Below are 16,280 nucleotides of genomic sequence, written 5' to 3' on the forward strand. Positions count from 1 at the left end.
CTTCCTAAACTCATGAAAACCAAAATCAGGATTTTTCTTTTGGTCGCTGTAGGATGTTCACTTTCTTCGATTTCCCATGCCCAGACCAGCATGGACCAAGGCTTACATGGGGTATTGGAAGAGCTATATTCCGAAATGATGCCTTTGTGCGGACAGCTGATCAGTGTCTCCCAGGGAATTGCCGCATTCGGGGCCTTATGGTACATCGGATCACGTGTCTGGCAATCCATCGCCAACGCAGAACCCATCGATTTCTATCCGCTGTTCCGGCCTTTCGCCATCGGTTTTTGTATCCTGTTCTTTCCATCTGTCCTTTCCTTGATCAATGGGGTAATGAACCCCACTGTCAGGGCGACGGCATCCATGATGGATCATTCCAACTCCGCCATTGAAAACCTGCTCCAGCACAAAGAGGAGCTGGTAAAGGGAACACTCCAAGGATTGATGTTCCGGAATAACCATAGACAGGGGGATTATGAAAAATGGCTCAAATACACACAAGGGCTACCGGAAGGAAGTGAAGAAACAGGCATGACCTGGTGGGAATCCTTTAGTGACATTATGGAGTTTCATGGAGCAAAATGGAGTTTCAATTTCAAACATTGGATCAAGGAGGTACTTGCTGAAATCTTGCAACTTCTTTTTGAGGCAGCTGCCCTCTGCATCAATACGCTAAGAACTTTTCAATTGGTTGTACTTTCGATCTTGGGGCCCTTGGTATTTGGACTTTCGGTGTTCGATGGGTTCCACCATACCTTGGTCGTCTGGTTGGCCAGATATATCAACATCTACCTCTGGCTTCCAGTTGCCAATATTTTCGGGGCCATCATCAGTACCATCCAGGAAAAAATGCTGGTGTTGGACATCGGACAGATTGAACATACCGGGGACACTTTTTTCTCTGCTACAGATACCGGATACCTGATATTCCTGGTCATCGGAATCATTGGCTATTTCTCGGTACCATCCGTAGCGAACTACATCGTTCATGCCGCTTCTGGAGGTACACTTCCTCACAAAGTCTCCAGCTTTTTTACCAGAGGGTCACTGGCCACGGTAGCCGTAGCGGGAAAGGGAGTGGGCTTGATGGGAAAAGGGACAGGAATGACCGCCGATTATCTGGGTGACCAAGCCGGTAAACTCATCCAGTCCTTGTCTTCACATGGGACTTCCTCTGGATATTTCTCCGATCATGACAACTACCAATCTGACAAACTCAAAGGCGACTCCTAATCCAAGCACCTATGTTTCAAAAACCAAAAAACATCGATACTGCCTTTCGGCAAATGAGGCTATTCACAGGTATCATCATCCTGGGATGCTTCCTTTTTTCAGGATTTACCCTGTATCAAAGCCATCAATTGGCAGCTTCGCTTCAGGAAAAGGTATATGTCCTTGCCCATGGAAAAATCTTGGAAGCCCTGGTGTCCGATCGAAGGGAAAACCTGTTGGTAGAAGCCAAAGATCATATCGCCTCTTTCCATCACCACTTCTTTACCCTTGATCCCGACGACCAGGTGATCAAAACCAACACGACCAAGGCCCTTTATTTAGCGGATATTTCTGCCAAAAGGCAATACGACAACCTGCGGGAAAGTAATTACTACTCCAACATCATTGCAGGCAATATCAGTCAGGAAATCCAAGCCGACAGCATCGAGGTAGACTTGTCAACGCCTCCCTATCCATTCAAATATTATGGAAAACAAACCCTGACCCGTGCCGGATCTATCGTGACCAGGAAATTGATCACGGAAGGTTCTCTAAGACCTATTTCCAGAAGCGAAAACAATCCCCATGGATTTTTGATCGAACAATGGAATACACTGGAAAACTATGACTTAACCATTCAAACGCGCTACCCATGAAGCATCCAATCCACTCCAGATCCAAGCAACAACGAACACTTATGCTGATGATTCCCGTCTTGACCGTCCCTTTTCTTACCCTCGCCTTCTGGGCATTGGGAGGAGGATCCCAAAAAGCCTCCTCCCCACTTGACCACTTGGCAGATGGTTTTAACCCCAGCCTTCCTGAACTGTTGGGGTTTGAGGAAAAGCATTTTGACAAAATGGAGCACTACCAACGATCCAGTGAGGACTCCGGCAGATTTCAAAGAGAAGTCAAAAACGATCCTTATTATCAAATGGCATTTCAGGGAGAACAGGGCATGGAAACGACTTCCCCTCCTCCCATCAGCAAGGGAAGCGCATCCAATTCCCCGCTTTTTCAATCCACTCAGGAAGCACAGATTCTTCAACGGTTGGAAACTCTCAACCGGACCATCCAGGAAAGTCCTCCACCGGCCCCAAGACAAGACCTGCCCTCCTTTCCAAAACCGACAGATCCTATCCCTACCCTGGGCACAGACCTGGATCGGCTCGACCAAATGATGCAACAAATGCAGCACGCCAATTCAACACCGGACCCCGAATTGGATCAAATGGCAGAACTACTGGACCGTATCCTGGATATCCAACACCCTGAACGGTTTCAGGAACGGATGCGCTCAAAAAAGGAAAAGAGCCCTCCCTTTCGGTTATCCGCTGCAACCAAGGAAGACTTTCCCATAGGGGAGGCAAGCCACCTATCTAGATTTCCTGCTTCTTTCAACGGTTTCTTTGGACTTGAATCCGAATCAATGGAAACCAAGTCTTCCGCTTCCATCAAAGCAGTGATCCATGAAGACCAAACCCTGGTTTCAGGCTCCACGGTCAAGCTTCGGATTATTGAAGGAATCAACCTGAATGAAATCACCCTTCCTAAAGATCAACTGGTGTATGGCTTGGCTAGCCTCCATGGGGAACGACTCAACATCTCTATTCGCCACATCCGAATCGCTGACCAGATACTCCCGGTTGATTTCAAGGTCCATGATGCAGATGGATTGGAAGGAATCAGAATACCAGGTTCCCTATCCAAGGAGGTAAGTAGCCAATCAGGATCCCGGGCAATCCAGGGATTGGGATTCAACAGCTTCGATTATTCTTTGGAAGCCCAGGCAGCCCAGGCGGGAATAGAAACAGCCAAAAGCTTTTTGGGTAAAAAAATCAGACAGGTCAAAGTCAACCTCAAAGCAGGCTATCAGGTCTGGATCGTACACAATGACTGATCATCTAACCAATTAACTCTTTACTCCGCTCCTATGAACATCCATACCTACTTACTGATCACATTGCTGGGCAGTGGCCTTTCCCTAACTACACTTGCCCAAGTCAATACCGAATTCGAAACCAAGCCCATTTACGGTTCCACCTTACAGGTAAGCGACCTGATGACTTCCCATCTGATTTTCCCCCACCCTATCAAAAGTGTAGACCGGGGAAACCGGAATATTCTGGTTCAAAAAGCCCAAGCGGTGAAAAACATGCTTCAGGTGAAAGCTGAAAACAGCGAGCTCCCCAACTCCAACCTGACGGTGATCACGGAGGATGGAGGGTTTTATTCCTTTATGGTAAGCTATGCCCAAAATCCCGAAAACCTAAACTGGAGCATTCACCCAGGAGATTCTTATACCCAGCCAGCATTACAGGTTTTCGATCCTACTCCTTCGGAAATCCAGGAAACGGCCCAATTGATTTCCCTGAAACACCGGAGCATGCACCCTATCCGGCAAAGAAGGTATCTGACGGGGATGGCCTTGACAGGAATCTACATTGAAAATGACCTGCTCTATTTCCAGATCCAGTTGGAAAACCAGACCAACATTGCCTATGACACTGAACAGTTTCGGCTTTTTATCAGGGACAACAAACAAAGTAAGCGCAGTGCTTCCCAGGAATTGGAACAAATACCCATACTGATCTGGGGAGATTCAACTAGAATCCCGGCACAATCCACCCAAACCCTGGTGGTGGTCCTCTCCAAGTTCACCCTCCCCAACCAAAAGCATCTGGGAATTGAACTGATGGAACAAAAGGGTGGCAGAAACCTGAAAATCAAAGTAAAAAACCGGCATCTGATGCAGGCCATGGTTTTGGACTGAAGCATCAATTCGGCCTCTGAAAGAGGACATCCTAATTATATGTAAATCCTAAACACCACGATCATGAATGAACAAAACTTCGATTACCTCAAAAACCAGATCAAATACAGTGGCTTCGGAGATTCCCTGGAAGCCTCTTTGAAAGAACAACTACAGCAGGGATCCCTTGAATTCACCTTGAAACACCAAGCTAAATTTGGTGGGGACCGGGTCGACTCCACCTTGTTTTTTCAAAGGTCCAATCAATCGGACCGGTATTTTTTCAGCAGGTACGACTCGATTCTGACCAAAGAAGGACAAGAAGATCCTTCCATCAGCCAGACTTTTTACATGGGAAAAGACAATCACATGACCTTAAAAGAAGGATATAATTTATTGGACGGTCGGGCGGTAAAAAAGGAACTGGTCAACAAAGACCAGCAAAAGTACCAGGCATGGGTTCAGCTGGACTTCCGGAATACGGACAGGCTCGGAAACTTCAAATACCAACTCTTCCACGAAAAATATGGCTTCGACTTACAAAAAACACTTGAAAAGTATCCCATTAAGGAACTACAAGTTCCAGAGGATCTAAATCGATTGATGGACTCCCTGAAAAAAGGAAATCGTCAGTCGGTGGTATTTCTGCAGGAAAACGGGGAACAAAAACGATTTATTGAAGCCATTCCAAAATTCAAAAGCATTCAAGTCTATGATTCCAATCAAATGAAAATCAACCCCTCTCCAAAGGTATCAGCCAAAGAATCAAAAGCCACCTCACAGAAAACTGAAATAAAGGCTGGGTCAGAGGATCACTCCCCTAAAAAAACAAGGAAAAGAAAAAGTAATGGGATTCGATAAGCGGGGATGGAACCTATCAAAAAAGCATTGGAACGTTTTATAGCGGATATTGACAGGGACCCCAGGATATGCCTGTCCCATATAGGCCTGTTCTCCGTGCTATTATACCTGCGAGAGGAACACGGAGGGATGGAGCCCTTCCCGATCAAAAGGGAAGATCTGATGAAAGCGGCCAAAATATCCAGCACGACTACGTATTTCAGGATCATCCGGGAACTGCATGAATATGGGTATATCGACTACTATCCTACATTCAACCGCATGAGCCTAAGTCAGGTGAAAATCCGGGAAATGGATGAAAAAAAAACCTTCTAAAGCCAAATCAAGAATGGAAACCACCTGAGTGGCAGATCATCTTCACTGGTCGGGATGATCCGTCGCTCTCTTTTGCAAATTAAACACGGTTCCAGAAGGATCCTGAATCCAATGCATATTTTCAGGAAGTGCTTCCAGTTCATCACAAGTTTCAACACCCATGGAGGCCAGGTAATCTGTTGCGATCCCTACATCCGGAACCGTCAGCTGCAGCCAGGTTTCGGAATGGGTATAGTTATCGACACAATCCAACCAAATCGTATTGTTTCCGAATCTTACTTCATGGGTTCTGGAAACAGTGGGGTTTGAAATGGGTTTTTCCTCCACTGTAAATCCTAGAATGTCCCTGTAAAAAGCAATGGTTTTTTCATACTTACTTTTGGGGATTTTTATGGCTATATTAATTCCTGCCTCAAATTTAGGATTCATACTTCATCAACTTTGGTTTCTATTTTGTTTTTCTTGTATAGGGTTTCAGGATTGAACCTTCTGTATTACAGGCTGTGGCTTCCATAAGGGATATTCGCTGCCAACCTCCTGGACTGCCCCATCCCTTCTCTAGTATTTGAAGAGTTCATCAGCTATGGAGCGCCACAATTCACTCCTGCCGATTGGTCTGATAAAAAGGTATAGCAGGTTGGCAATTCCCACAATGATCAAAGCCGGATGCCACCGCTTTAACCTCCAACAAATAATTACAATGGGGACTATACAAATCAGAGTTGAGACGAAAAGTACGTCTATAAAGTCGTAAGGAGGAGGAAACCCAAAAATCAAAATGGTCGGAATGACTGCCAATCGACCCAATGCCGGCATCAAGGCCCAAAAGACAGAAGATATCATCCACATGGCATGGTCTTCCAATTTATTTACTTTGATGATGGCCATCAGAACACTCACCCCAAATCCAATGATCGTTACCAAATCTGTAAAGGAAACTCCATATAAAAAGTCTGCAGATATGATTGGATTCGGCTCTAGGTCAACCGCGGCTTTTAAATTCAGGGGAATAATGGTGATCGCTGAAAAGGTAACCCCTCCTGCCAGGAATAGGGAAAGAATACCATAGTATCTATGCTTTTTGACGTTCCCCCTTGTAATTAAATAAGGCTGCACAATCATCATGACATACCATAAGATAGCGGATAAACCATGCATATGTTGATGCCAAGTGGCTTCAGTCAACCTGAAAAAATATCCCCTTGAAAACCCGATCAATGCAATGACCAATGGAATAATGAGCCATTTATGTGCATTCTTAAAATCCGCTAGTGTCATATGGAAAAAATTTTAAGGAATTAAAATACAACTTTTAATCTATAAGAATGATCATCCCATGGAATTGATCCAATGGGATCTACCTGGGAATATTCGGTATGGGGTCAAAATGTGCTAAAAATTTATTGAACCTAGTATAACGAACCTAGTAGATGCTATTCAGGCTTAATGGAACCTGATTTCTGATTGAATGGGTAAATGGTCAGATAGATGATTGCCCAGGTAAACTTGTTTTTTGAAGGTCTTCTGCGGAAAATCCTGATCAATAAAAATATAATCAATCTTCTTGGTTGGGTCTTTCTCCGGGAAAGTAAGATCATCCTCTGATTGTGTCAGCTGAAATCTTGTTTTTAATAATTCGATTTCTGGGCTATCAGGCAAGGTGTTGAAATCCCCTGTTAAAACCACAGGGTACTCTCCTTCCAAATACTTCAAAATTTGTGATATCTGGGTCATCCTTGTCGGATGATCCAAGGCAAGATGTGCCGTAGCAAACCGGACAGTTCTCCCCGAGGCTAATTGAACCTTGGCAGAGAGAAATGCCAGGGTGCTGGTATCTCCATTGGGCCTAACACTTAAAATCCGATCATTTCTCACCTCTTCCAAGGGGAATTTGGATAGAATACCCAATCCATATGCTCCCCCATCATAGGCAAAATGTCTGGCGAATAGAGGATGCATCTTGGTGATCTGGGCCAAAACTTCCATTTGATCCTGCTTCCCTGATCGATTACAGACACTGTCCACCTCCTGCACCCCTACGATATCTACCTGACTTTTTAGAATAAATTCACCTATTTCCCGAATACTCAATTTCTCCTCTCTTGTTGCACCATGATGGATATTGTAACTCATCACTTGTAGAGTTTGCGCATTTGAAATAATCGGGGTTAAAAGTGCTAGAGTAAAAATGATCTTGAGCATATAAAATAAATTAAAAGGGCTGAATAGAAATTGACTTTTTAGGCTTGATAATAATTATTACAAGGTCTAAAATTCTATCAATCTTTAATTGTGTTCTCTAAAATCAACACGTTTGGAATATCCTCAATCCCTTGGATCAATAGTTTGCTGTATTCCAACAGGGTATGGGAATAAGCCCCGAGCACGATATCCTGATCTCCATCCTGATCTAAATCTCCCACATCCATGGTCAGCCACTTCCCCAATGCAGCATCCGGAATCACTTTTGGCTGAAAATCCCAGTTCCCCTGATTTTCGAACAGGATAAACTGTTGCCTGGGATCCTCCAGTTCATCATAAAAAGCAATGGTGGCCATATCTAAATCGCCATCTAGATCCACATCCAGTGCCATGGCCTTTACGGCCCCGTATTGAGGATAAAACCAAACTTCTTCAAATTCTCCCTTCCCCTTGTTTTCATAGATACGGAAACCGTGGTAGGGTTTCAATACGGAGGAATAATCCCAGTTATCTCCATTGCTTACCAATAGATCCATTTCCCCATCTCCATTAAAATCCTGTAATTCAAAGTAGCTGCTCCCCATGACCGGTGAGAACTTTAATAGGATCTGTTCCTGTCCAAATTGCCCATTACCCAGATTATAAAAAACGGAAATCCGCTCGTTTCCCTGGCAAAATAAGGCTACCAGATCTACCTGCCCATCTTGATTTAGATCCACCGCTTCTACTTTTCGGGCTCCTGCCCCACCCAGTTCTGTGGGGATTGAAGTCATATCTCCATTCCAATAAACCGAAATTCCTCCGCCATGATTCCCATAATTACATAAGATAAAATCGGCCTTGCCATCTTGCTGTAGGTCTTCCCAAACTCCAAAAACGGGCCTTGGCAATCCATTTAAAACAAGGTTCCAGGAAGTGGTGGTTAAATCCATCTCATAAAGTGCCCCTTGGGAAAGATCATTGGGAGCGATGGAACCTATGCTGATAAAATCATAGACCTGAGGTGATTTTCGAATAAACTGAACTGCCGGACTTCCCATAGAAGGAAGCGTATACAGCTCATCCTGTAGGTCTTTTGCATACAACTGGTTGTTGTTCCCATCAGCAATCAACAGCTCAGCTCGCTCCTCATTGATTGCCACCAAACTTGTCTTGGGACTTTTAATGCCTTCAATGAAAAGATTTTTCGCTTCAAACCCCTCCAATGAAACTGGATCGGGCTTCGATTCCTGCTCAGGTAAGCCATCGGGAGCCTGGGCTTCGTAAAACTCCATAATCCATTGATAATCCTCCATTCCGATGATTGGTGTAGGTGGATATATACCCATTGATTTCAACACTGCGGTTTCTTCTTCGGTCTTGTCCCAAACTCCCAAACTATCCTGGGCCTCCTTGATTCCCATCAAAGCAGCCATCTGCGGCAAAACCAGCGTTTTCCACACCTGTTTTGGCAATAGAGCAGGACTGGGAAACGCATGACATGCTCCACAATAGCTTTCCGCGAGTTGCCTTCCCTTTAGATTTAATTCGTTTTGGGCCAATGAGGGATTAATTGGAAACATAAAGAGGACCAGCCACCAGATAAAGCCATTGACTGGTGGATGGTGAAGCACAAGCTTATCGATGAACCATTTGATGAACTCTTTCAAATTGCCTTGAATAAAAGTTGATCTAAACTAAAAAATCGCCTCAATATTAAAATCAAAACAACTTAGTCTTTTATATAAACTTCATTTTAAGTTTTGAATGGTTGATCCCTCAGTTTTTTCCTCTGTCGGTTGCACTGTTACCCAAAGTTTCGTACTAGAAAATAAAAGGGGAAATGAAACAGTTAATAATCCTTCTATTCACGGTTTTTATGCTATGGTCCTGCTCCGAAAAGGAACATCCAACAGGGGTTTTGATTCGAGTGGAAAATAGTTCTTCGGTGGATTTTGAAGATATTTTGATTAGTTCAGGGGCTAGCCAGGTAGAATTTGGAAAGGTAGCTGGGGGAAGCAAATCGGACTACAAATTCTTTGAATCCGCTTACCGGTATGGCTATGTAAAACTAAATGCAGATGGAAAAGAATTGGTCATCCAACCCTTCGATTACGTGGGAGAGACACCTTTGTCACCTGGATATTATACCTATCAATTGGATCTTGAAAATCCTGGGACTTCTTCCAGCAATTTGACCCTGGAATTAGTGGTGGATTGATTTTTCTTGATTGAATTTATTCTCCCTTCCAGGAAATGGCATACAAATTCGCCATCGTTCATCGTTCTTATGGGATAGAGAACAAGTTGTTACCGTTAAAATCCTGGGGTTGTCTTCTGAAAAATCCCTATATCTTCCATATAATCGACTGTCTTCCTGAATGAGTTAAATGAAAAAATAGGATTATTCAAAGAAGAATATGGAGGTAGCACAAAAAAGTAAAAAACTGGCCTTAGGGCAATAAAAAAGCAGGAGAAGATCTCCTGCCCTTTATTTGAAAACTAAACCAACTATTATTTAACTACCACAATGAATTCAAAAATAATACAATTATAATTAAATCAAAATGCCAAATAAAAATTTGTTAAAATTTATTACTCTTCAGGGAAGTTTCCTCGCTTAAATGAAATACCCAATGCCAGCCCTTGGCTAAATTGTATTTTATCGTCTTGATCAATATCGTAAATGCTTAAACTAGTCAAACTCACATTGATCAGATTGGAAACTTTCGCCTCCAGACCTAGATCCAAGCGATGGTCTATGGTATCAAAAGCCAAGGTTTCGTAATTGGCAAACATCTGATACCTCATCTTCAATGTCAGGTTCTCACTCAACTTTTTATTCCAGTCAGCCAATAAGTTAAATGCCAACCATTCAGTCCTCACTTTCTTTCCCACCTCTACGCCGTAGTTGTTTTCCACATTGGTATAAAGCTCCGTATCTGTTACAAAAGTCCATCTTGGAGCTAAGGGTGAAATCCTCAGACTAAACTCATCATTGGGCTTGTACTCAAAACCCAATGAAGTGGTCAGGTAACCTGGATTTAAAAATTTGGAGATGAGGGTTTTTTCATCCTCTCCAAAATCGTATCCCGGAGCAAACTGAGATAAAAAATTGACTGCAAAAAAGTAATTCCACTTATCATTTATTTTGTAACCTATTTTGGAGTCCAAATAAATACGGTCTGTTGACTTCCTTCCATCTTCATCTTTGTTCTTCACAATACCATAGGCAAAATCCATCGTATTGTCCCAGGTCCATTTATCTTTGGCATAGTTGGCTCGACCGTTCAAATACGTACCGACAGCGATCGAATTCACTCCCCCTCCTTGCCAATTGCTACTAAAGGAACCTTGATTCAAGTTCAACCCACCACTTATTTCTTTCAGCCAATAACTCGTATCGGCAGGGATTAATTCTGCTTCAGTTTGGGCAATTAAATTCCCGGCTAGAAAAAGAAGAAGGAAAAGTGTAGAAATTCTTTTCATAATTTATCAGATTAGAAATAAATAAATTTTAAATAATATAATACAAATATGGAAAATGACTTTGAAAGTGAACTCATTATCAGGGATTATTTGGCCCGTCAACGTACTAAACTGGCCAACCAACGTACCCTCCTTTCATTTATCCGGACATCTTTATATTTTTTAGTAAGTGGAATAGCATTATTTGAGGTTGAGAAATTAGACCATGTAAAAGAGCTGGGATACTTGGCACTGGCCTTGAGTTTAGCAATTTTAGGAACAGGTATCTATTCATTTTTCAGTACCAAGAAAAAACTCAAAAAAGGAAATTACCTTAACATGTGACCTATGACTTTTGAAATCGGTATGACACTGGGCATTATCCTATTGGGGGTTGTTTTGTTTTTTACAGAAAAACTCCCCATTGATGTGGTATCTATTTTAGTCATGGTCCTTTTTCTTCTCACGGGCATATTGGATATTAAAGAGGGGTATGCTGGATTCTCTAACTCAGCAACTCTTACAGTGGCCGCAATGTTTATTTTGTCTACCGCAATTTTCAGCACTGGAATTCTGGACTCATTCAGTTACAGGTTAAGTAAACAGGCCCAGAAAAGTGAGCTAAACCTCATCGTCACCCTGTTGATTTCCTCGGGAATCTTATCCGCTTTTATCAATGACACGGCGGTGGTGGCACTCTTGATGCCTGCAGTAATACAATTGGCCAAAAACAATCAAATCCCGGCCTCCAAATTACTGATGCCCCTATCTTTTGGTGCGCTGATGGGAGGAGTATGTACTTTACTGGGAACCAGTACCAATATTTTGGTAAGTGGGATCGCAGAGCAGTCGGGATTACCTTCCTTCGGGATTTTTGAAATGAGCCTCATGGGAATGATTTTCTTGGCTTCAGGCATCCTTTACATGGTTTTAGTAGGTCGTTTCCTGCTTCCTAAACGAAAAAACAGAGCATGGCTAAACGATCACTTAGATTTAGGAAATTACCTCACCGAAATCATCATTGAAGACAATTATCCGCAGTTGGATGAACCCATTTCCAAGCAAAAACTTTTTAATCAATACCCGATTAAGCCCTTACAGATTATCCGGGACGATCAAAGGAAAATCAGGGTTTACCCCAATTCCCCCATCATCAAAGGAGACATCATCCGAGTGAGTTCAGACAAAGAGTCTCTAGAAAAACTGAAATCCTATCAAGGAATCAAATTGAAATCAGAACTGGTCTGGGATGAAACATTAGTTACCGGAAATGAGGAACGATTATATGAAGCGGTGGTGACTCCGAGCTCATTTTTGATCAAAAAAAGTATCAAAGAACTCAATTTCAAAGAATTATTCAACCAGGTCCTGGTCATAGGAATCCGTCACCGCTCAGGGATGCTGAAAACACAATTGACCAAAACCAGTTTGGCTGCAGGAGATATTTTATTGTTGAGAGGCACAGAGGAAAGTATTCAGTCGGTGCATGAAACGGAGGGCTTATTAATACTATCAGAAACAAAAAGTAAAGTCCTCAATAAAACCAAAACAGCCTTGACTTTATTGATTATGGCCACGGTATTGGCACTCGCAATCTTCCATGTTTTTCCCATTGTGGTAGCTGCCGTGGCAGGGGCGGTAGCCATGATTGTGTTTGGGATCATCAACACGGAGCAAGCCTATAAAGCAATAGACTGGAAAGTGATTTTGATGTTAGCAGGAATCCTTTCCATGGGTACGGCCTTGGAGAAAACCGGTGGTTCTGCACTTTTAGGCCAAAGTATCGTCCATTTACTGGGTGATTTTGGGCCCCGGGCAGTGCTCTGTGGGATTTTTGGCCTGACATTTATGCTCACCAATGTCATGTCCAATAATGCTACGGCTGCATTAATTGCCCCCATCGCGATCAGCATCTCAACAAACCTTGGTGTAGATTCAAGACCTTTTCTCATGGCTGTAACTTTTGCGGCCAGCCTTAGCTTCATGACTCCCATGGGCTACCAAACCAATACCATGATCTATTCACCTGGTAATTATATGTTTAAGGATTATTTAATCGTAGGAACTCCTTTGAACTTGCTGTTTTGGGTGATTGGAACGCTTTTAATTCCCGTTTTATTCCCTTTTTAAGCTCCTTTGGCAAAATAGTTGCACAACATTCAAAAAATCAGATGTATGAAGATCTTAGGGATAGTATTAATTCTTGCAGGAGCTTTTATGTTCTTTAGCAACAGCATCAGCTTTACTACTAAAGAGAAAGTAGTAGATGCAGGCCCCATCCAAATCAACGCAGACAAACAACACAAAGTCGACTGGCCTTCTTATACCGGTGGAATTGTAGCAGCCGCAGGAGTTGTTTTATTGATATTCTCCAAAAAGAAATAATTCAGGAAATTGAAATTCGCCGCCGTAGATATTGGGTCTAATGCCATTCGTTTGCAAATCACGAATGTGACCCACTATGAGGGGGTTTACAATTTCAAAAAACTGGAATATTTAAGATTTCCCCTTCGACTGGGCCTGGATGTGTTCCATACCCAAAAAATCAGTGACCTGAACCGGAGGAAATTCATCAAACTGATGAAAGCCTTCAAAATCCTGATCGATCTATACGAGGTAGATGATTACATGGCCTGCGCCACTTCAGCGATGCGGGAAAGTTCCAACGGCAAAGACATTGTCGAGGAGGTCAGGGAGGATATCGGACTGAAAATCAACATCATTGATGGTAACAAAGAAGCGGAACTCATCAACAATTCCCTCAAAAGTCTCATCGATGAGAAAGCTTATCTACACATCGATGTAGGAGGCGGAAGTACCGAACTCAATATTTACCATAAACGGGTAAAAATAGCTTCTAAATCCTTCCAAATAGGATCTGTGAGGGCTTTGGAAGACAAAGTCCTGGAACCTGTCTGGAAGTCGATGGAGAGTTTCATCGCCAAGAACATGGAAAAAAAATCGAATATCATTTCCATAGGTACAGGTGGAAACATCAATAAAATCTTTGAACTAACCGGTCCTCGGAAAAACAGAAAATTCCTGGAGTATTCAAAAATCAAAGAAACCATTCATTACCTCGAATCACTGACCTTTGAAGAACGGGTCAACAAACTGAACCTGAATCATGACAGGGCAGATGTCATTATCCCTGCTGGAAAGATTTACCAACGGGCCATGAATGCCGCCCAGTCCACCAAAATCATGGTCCCTGATCTGGGACTGAAAGATGGGATCATGCAGATTTTATTCGATAAGCATCAAAAGAAAAAGCCTCTTTAACAGAGGCTTTTTGATTAGGATTCTACCAGCTGTACTTGAATTACTTTTTCGGGGTCCAAGTGGAAAAACTCTTTATGAACATTGAACTCTTCCTCATCCCCTACTGGAGATTTGGCAATAAAGGTTCCGTCTTCCTGCATGACATAGGCATTGACATTGTCTTTGAGGTTATAGGCCAGGATATTCATCAACTGCTTTTCCAACAAAGGAGCTTCTACCTTGAACAAGGATTCCAACCTTTTATCAAAACTACGGACCATCATATCGGCACTCCCTGCATAGGTTCTGGTATTTCCGTTGTTATGGAAGTGATAGATCCTGGAATGTTCCAAGAAATCACCCACAATGGAAATCACTTCTATCTTATCACTCAATCCTTCCCGCTGAGGGCGTAAGCAACAAATCCCTCTCACTACCAATTTAATGGTCACTCCAGATTGGGAAGCTCTATACAAGGCATAGATGATTTCTGAATCCTCCAAGGAGTTCACTTTGATGAAAATCCCACTTGGAAGACCTTTTCTGGCATTTTCTGCCTCTTCTTCAATGAACTCAATCAACTGATTTCGCATATCCCTAGGAGCGGTAATCAAGTTGGTGTATTGGGAAGGCATGGAGTGCCCCGTTATAACGTTAAAGAATTCAGATACATCATTGGCCAAGGTCTCATTGGTGGTCAATAAACCAATATCGGTGTAGAGTCTGGCGGTATCCTCATTATAGTTTCCAGATCCCAAATGAACAAAGCGGGTGATTTCATTGGCATCTTTTTTCACAATGAGCAACAGTTTTGTATGGGTCTTGAGATGGGTAATCCCATAAATCACAAAGCAACCGGCTTTTTGAAGTCTTTTTGCCTCCCGGATATTATTTTCCTCGTCAAAACGTGCCTTCACCTCGAACAACACTGAAACGTGCTTTCCGTTTTCTGCTGCCTTTAACAAAGCTTTGGTAATCTGACTGTCTTTGGCCAATCTGTAAATAGTCATTTTGATGGCCATTACATCAGGGTCTTCAGCAGCCTTATTGATCAAATCCAAAATGGAATCGATGTTATTATAAGGGTGATGCAATAAAATATCTTTCTCCTTCAGTGTTTCAAAGATATCCGCTCTTCCTTCTTCAGGGTAAGAAAGTGGATTAACCGGAGGATGGACCTGAGGCAAGCGTTCTCTGAACTTCTTGTTTCCAACAATCTGCCACATGCCCGTAAAATCGATCATACTGGCTCGCTTGACCAGGAAAACGGAGTCCATTTTCAAGTTCCAACGCTCCAAAAGGGAATTGAGCATCCATTTGCTATACCCCTCCTCTATCTCAATCCGAACGACCCGACCGGTTTTTCTTTCCATTAACTTTCGCTTCACTTCCTCCAGGAAATTCGCGTCCATGTCTTCTGACTCCTCCAGGGTGAAGTCCCCATTTCGGGTAATCCTAAACAAACTGATCCCCTCAATCTCCACATTCCTGAAAAGTGACACAATATGCTCCCGAATCACTTCCTCGATCGGAATCAATAACAGGGAATTATCTCTTTCAATCTCGAAAAACCTCGGGATATTGGATGGAATCTGAACAAAACTCAGCTTCTTCATATCCTTCCGCTCTCCGGGACTGGTGGTCACCACCCCAAAAATCAGCAAGCGATTCATCAAAATCGGAAAGGTTCGATAACCATCGTATACCATGGGGGTAAGCATAGGATAGATGGCTTTTTTAAAGTAATCCTTTACCGTTTGTTTTTCAGAATCGGTAAGCCTGGAAATATTACACAAGGAAACCCCTTCCTGATCCAGGCCAGGAAGAATCACATTCGTGAAATGCTCATGTTGATCTTTATGAAAAACCTGACAATCACTCATCAATTTGGTCTTGAAGGGTTCTTCCCGAAGACCCGAATAATCGACCCGCTCTTTGTCATAATCCAGGTAGTTGTAAAGAGAACCGACCCTGATCATGAAGAACTCATCCAAATTCGAGGCAGTGATGGCCAAGAATTTTAACTTCTCAAAAATTGTCCGGTGTTCTTTCTTCGATTGATCTAATACCCGATCATTAAATTTTAGCCAGCTTAAATCCCGGCTTACCAGGTCACTTTTTTGGATAATCGATTCGTATTTATCTTTTAATGCCAGTTTCATAAAAGTTTACTATTTGGGTAGGCAATTTAAAATTCCTTTGTCAAATCCAAGTTTATCTCCTTGTTAAA

17 protein-coding genes are annotated in these 16,280 nt (G+C 42.7%); 11 read left to right on the forward strand and 6 right to left on the reverse strand.

Annotated elements, in window-relative coordinates; genetic code table 11:
* Positions 1 to 12 precede the first annotated feature (12 nt).
* The 6 genes from traJ (at position 13) to BUR11_RS08935 (ending at position 5,140) form a co-directional block, all read left to right on the forward strand.
* A complete protein-coding gene (gene traJ, locus BUR11_RS08910) occupies positions 13 to 1,233 on the forward strand; it encodes a conjugative transposon protein TraJ (RefSeq protein WP_074224483.1) in 1,221 nt (406 codons plus the stop codon).
* An 11-nt stretch (positions 1,234 to 1,244) separates the two neighbouring features.
* Entirely contained in the window at positions 1,245 to 1,868 is a 624-nt protein-coding gene (traK, locus tag BUR11_RS08915; RefSeq protein WP_074224484.1) for a conjugative transposon protein TraK, read from the forward strand.
* The gene (gene traM, locus BUR11_RS08920) at positions 1,865 to 3,112 is read left to right on the forward strand and encodes a conjugative transposon protein TraM (protein WP_074224485.1); all 1,248 of its coding nucleotides are present in this window, start codon (positions 1,865 to 1,867) and stop codon (positions 3,110 to 3,112) included. The genes traK and traM overlap by 4 nt, the downstream gene beginning before the upstream one ends.
* A 33-nt stretch (positions 3,113 to 3,145) precedes the next feature.
* Positions 3,146 to 3,985, forward strand: a complete 840-nt coding sequence (gene traN, locus BUR11_RS08925) for a conjugative transposon protein TraN (RefSeq protein ID WP_074224486.1) — start codon at positions 3,146 to 3,148, stop codon at positions 3,983 to 3,985.
* A gap of 63 nt (positions 3,986 to 4,048) precedes the next feature.
* Positions 4,049 to 4,825 (forward strand): hypothetical protein, encoded by a 777-nt coding sequence (locus tag BUR11_RS08930; RefSeq protein WP_074224487.1) that lies wholly within the window; start codon positions 4,049 to 4,051, stop codon positions 4,823 to 4,825.
* Positions 4,826 to 4,831: 6 nt separating this feature from the next.
* Positions 4,832 to 5,140, forward strand: a complete 309-nt coding sequence (locus BUR11_RS08935; RefSeq protein WP_074224488.1) for a hypothetical protein — start codon at positions 4,832 to 4,834, stop codon at positions 5,138 to 5,140.
* Positions 5,141 to 5,182: 42 nt separating this feature from the next.
* Here BUR11_RS08935 and BUR11_RS08940 read toward each other — a convergent pair whose 3' ends face one another.
* From BUR11_RS08940 to BUR11_RS08955, 4 genes are all read right to left on the reverse strand, one after another.
* A complete protein-coding gene (locus BUR11_RS08940) occupies positions 5,183 to 5,569 on the reverse strand; it encodes a VOC family protein (protein ID WP_074224489.1) in 387 nt (128 codons plus the stop codon).
* A gap of 129 nt (positions 5,570 to 5,698) precedes the next feature.
* The gene (locus BUR11_RS08945) at positions 5,699 to 6,418 is read right to left on the reverse strand and encodes a hypothetical protein (protein ID WP_074224490.1); all 720 of its coding nucleotides are present in this window, start codon (positions 6,416 to 6,418) and stop codon (positions 5,699 to 5,701) included.
* Positions 6,419 to 6,583: 165 nt separating this feature from the next.
* Positions 6,584 to 7,273: an endonuclease/exonuclease/phosphatase family protein gene (locus BUR11_RS08950; protein ID WP_234982132.1), complete on the reverse strand. Its 690-nt coding sequence runs from the start codon at positions 7,271 to 7,273 to the stop codon at positions 6,584 to 6,586.
* Positions 7,274 to 7,419: 146 nt separating this feature from the next.
* The gene (locus BUR11_RS08955; protein ID WP_234982134.1) at positions 7,420 to 8,991 is read right to left on the reverse strand and encodes an FG-GAP repeat domain-containing protein; all 1,572 of its coding nucleotides are present in this window, start codon (positions 8,989 to 8,991) and stop codon (positions 7,420 to 7,422) included.
* A 173-nt stretch (positions 8,992 to 9,164) separates the two neighbouring features.
* Here BUR11_RS08955 and BUR11_RS08960 point away from each other — a divergent pair, with 173 nt between their 5' ends.
* Complete coding sequence (locus BUR11_RS08960; RefSeq protein ID WP_143185896.1) at positions 9,165 to 9,542, forward strand: hypothetical protein; 378 nt, start codon at positions 9,165 to 9,167, stop codon at positions 9,540 to 9,542.
* A 374-nt stretch (positions 9,543 to 9,916) separates the two neighbouring features.
* On the opposite strand, the gene BUR11_RS08965 is transcribed toward BUR11_RS08960, so the two are convergent.
* Entirely contained in the window at positions 9,917 to 10,810 is an 894-nt protein-coding gene (locus tag BUR11_RS08965; protein WP_074224493.1) for a DUF3078 domain-containing protein, read from the reverse strand.
* 48 nt (positions 10,811 to 10,858) lie between these two features.
* Between BUR11_RS08965 and BUR11_RS08970 the strand changes: the two genes are divergently transcribed.
* From BUR11_RS08970 to BUR11_RS08985, 4 genes are read left to right on the forward strand one after another with little or no spacing between them, the layout of a single operon-like run.
* Positions 10,859 to 11,134 (forward strand): DUF202 domain-containing protein, encoded by a 276-nt coding sequence (locus BUR11_RS08970; protein ID WP_074224494.1) that lies wholly within the window; start codon positions 10,859 to 10,861, stop codon positions 11,132 to 11,134.
* Positions 11,135 to 11,137: 3 nt separating this feature from the next.
* A complete protein-coding gene (locus BUR11_RS08975; RefSeq protein ID WP_074224495.1) occupies positions 11,138 to 12,919 on the forward strand; it encodes an SLC13 family permease in 1,782 nt (593 codons plus the stop codon).
* 45 nt (positions 12,920 to 12,964) lie between these two features.
* Complete coding sequence (locus BUR11_RS08980) at positions 12,965 to 13,174, forward strand: hypothetical protein (RefSeq protein WP_074224496.1); 210 nt, start codon at positions 12,965 to 12,967, stop codon at positions 13,172 to 13,174.
* A gap of 9 nt (positions 13,175 to 13,183) precedes the next feature.
* Positions 13,184 to 14,071, forward strand: coding sequence for a Ppx/GppA phosphatase family protein (locus tag BUR11_RS08985; protein WP_074224497.1), 888 nt, complete (start codon positions 13,184 to 13,186; stop codon positions 14,069 to 14,071).
* Positions 14,072 to 14,085: 14 nt separating this feature from the next.
* Here BUR11_RS08985 and ppk1 read toward each other — a convergent pair whose 3' ends face one another.
* Complete coding sequence (gene ppk1 / locus BUR11_RS08990; RefSeq protein ID WP_074224498.1) at positions 14,086 to 16,212, reverse strand: polyphosphate kinase 1; 2,127 nt, start codon at positions 16,210 to 16,212, stop codon at positions 14,086 to 14,088.
* Between the last annotated feature and the right edge of the window lie 68 nt (positions 16,213 to 16,280).

Source organism: Algoriphagus halophilus (assembly GCF_900129785.1).
Taxonomy (GTDB): domain Bacteria; phylum Bacteroidota; class Bacteroidia; order Cytophagales; family Cyclobacteriaceae; genus Algoriphagus; species Algoriphagus halophilus.

Bases quoted from the DNA above. Each gene is read 5' to 3' on its own strand.
- traM (WP_074224485.1), top strand. From the start codon at position 1,865: ATGAAGCATCCAATCCACTCCAGATCCAAGCAACAACGAACACTTATG.
- traN (WP_074224486.1), top strand. From the start codon at position 3,146: ATGAACATCCATACCTACTTACTGATCACATTGCTGGGCAGTGGCCTT.
- BUR11_RS08950 (WP_234982132.1), bottom strand. From the start codon at position 7,273: ATGAGTTACAATATCCATCATGGTGCAACAAGAGAGGAGAAATTGAGT.
- ppk1 (WP_074224498.1), bottom strand. From the start codon at position 16,212: ATGAAACTGGCATTAAAAGATAAATACGAATCGATTATCCAAAAAAGT.
- traK (WP_074224484.1), top strand. From the start codon at position 1,245: ATGTTTCAAAAACCAAAAAACATCGATACTGCCTTTCGGCAAATGAGG.
- BUR11_RS08935 (WP_074224488.1), top strand. From the start codon at position 4,832: ATGGAACCTATCAAAAAAGCATTGGAACGTTTTATAGCGGATATTGAC.
- traJ (WP_074224483.1), top strand. From the start codon at position 13: ATGAAAACCAAAATCAGGATTTTTCTTTTGGTCGCTGTAGGATGTTCA.
- BUR11_RS08945 (WP_074224490.1), bottom strand. From the start codon at position 6,418: ATGACACTAGCGGATTTTAAGAATGCACATAAATGGCTCATTATTCCA.
- BUR11_RS08965 (WP_074224493.1), bottom strand. From the start codon at position 10,810: ATGAAAAGAATTTCTACACTTTTCCTTCTTCTTTTTCTAGCCGGGAAT.
- BUR11_RS08980 (WP_074224496.1), top strand. From the start codon at position 12,965: ATGAAGATCTTAGGGATAGTATTAATTCTTGCAGGAGCTTTTATGTTC.
- BUR11_RS08975 (WP_074224495.1), top strand. From the start codon at position 11,138: ATGACTTTTGAAATCGGTATGACACTGGGCATTATCCTATTGGGGGTT.
- BUR11_RS08940 (WP_074224489.1), bottom strand. From the start codon at position 5,569: ATGAATCCTAAATTTGAGGCAGGAATTAATATAGCCATAAAAATCCCC.
- BUR11_RS08930 (WP_074224487.1), top strand. From the start codon at position 4,049: ATGAATGAACAAAACTTCGATTACCTCAAAAACCAGATCAAATACAGT.
- BUR11_RS08960 (WP_143185896.1), top strand. From the start codon at position 9,165: ATGAAACAGTTAATAATCCTTCTATTCACGGTTTTTATGCTATGGTCC.
- BUR11_RS08970 (WP_074224494.1), top strand. From the start codon at position 10,859: ATGGAAAATGACTTTGAAAGTGAACTCATTATCAGGGATTATTTGGCC.